This window comes from Streptomyces capparidis (assembly GCF_054782095.1).
In genome coordinates this window covers 1-1,126 of sequence record NZ_BAAGTD010000126.1, presented here as the reverse complement: position 1 = coordinate 1,126, position 1,126 = coordinate 1, and the positions used below count along the sequence as shown (strand labels likewise).

Genomic DNA, 1,126 nt, shown 5'->3' with positions numbered 1-1,126 from the left:
GGGGGGTGGTTTTCGGTCATGTCGGGGGTGGGCTGCTCGGCGGGGTGGCGCGTGCGGTCGCCGGGTGGGTGAAGGGGCTGGTGACGGACGATCGACAGGCCGACCGGACACCGCCGGCCCGCGAGGACCCGCCGTACCCGGCAGGACCACGACGGCCGGGCCCGCGAGCGGACGCCGCCCCGGCGGCGCGTCCGCCACCTGCGGGGATCACACGGTGTGCGTGCAGGACGGGACAGGGACCGGCCACCACCCACGGCTGATACTGACACTTGTGTTTAGTAAACAGCAAGCGCAGACTCATGACATGACGACACAACAAACCCACCTCGAGGAAATCGGAGAAGCGGTCGCCCGCCACCTCACCGACACCGGCCGCGAAGCAGCCGACCTCACCCTCGCCGACCTCGCCGAAATCGTCGGCATCTCCCGCGCCACCCTCCTACGCCGCATCGGCAGCCGCGCCGCCCTCGACAACGTCCTCGCCGCCGCCGGCATCCCCCAGGTCAAACGCCCCGCCGCCACCGAACGCTGCATCCACGCCGCCGCCCACCTCTACGCCCGACACGGCGTCGCCGAAGTCACCCTCGAACACGTCGCCGCCAACGCCGGATGCACCGTCCAGGCCATCCACAGCGGACTCGGCGGCCGAGACGGCCTCCTCCTCGCCGTCTTCGAACGCTACAGCCCCCTGCCCCGCATGGCCGCCGCCAAGAAGAACCTCCCCACCCACGACCTCACCGAAGGCGCCCGCACCCTCTACACCCACATCCTCGCCTCACTCCTGGGCGACCCACCCGTCCTGCCCAACCTCATCGTCGAAGTCCTCTCCCGCCCCCGCGGCACCCTCGCCACCCACGTCCGCACCAGCTACGCCCCCCGCGCCGCCGAACTCGTCGAGGACTGGCTCGCCGGACACATCACCCGCGGCACCGCCCGCCCCCTGCCCCGCCCCACCCTCATGAGCCTGTTCGCCGGACCCGTCCTCCTCCAATCCACCCTCGCCACCGTCACCGGCCACCACCCCACCGAAACCGACAAACACCGCATCGCCAACGACCTCGCCATCTCCTTCTGCCACGGCATCAGCACCTGACCACCTCCCACCCCCGAACCCAACCCCACCCCC

The 1,126-nt window shown here is 71.2% G+C and carries 1 protein-coding gene; it reads left to right on the top strand.

The genetic code is table 11. The annotated features are described in order from the left end of the window. Positions 1–304 precede the first annotated feature (304 nt). Positions 305–1,093: a hypothetical protein gene (locus ACYVO2_RS37215; protein ID WP_461012556.1), complete on the top strand. Its 789-nt coding sequence runs from the start codon at positions 305–307 to the stop codon at positions 1,091–1,093. Positions 1,094–1,126: the final 33 nt, after the last annotated feature.

Bases quoted from the DNA above. Each gene is read 5' to 3' on its own strand.
- ACYVO2_RS37215 (WP_461012556.1), top strand. From the start codon at position 305: ATGACGACACAACAAACCCACCTCGAGGAAATCGGAGAAGCGGTCGCC.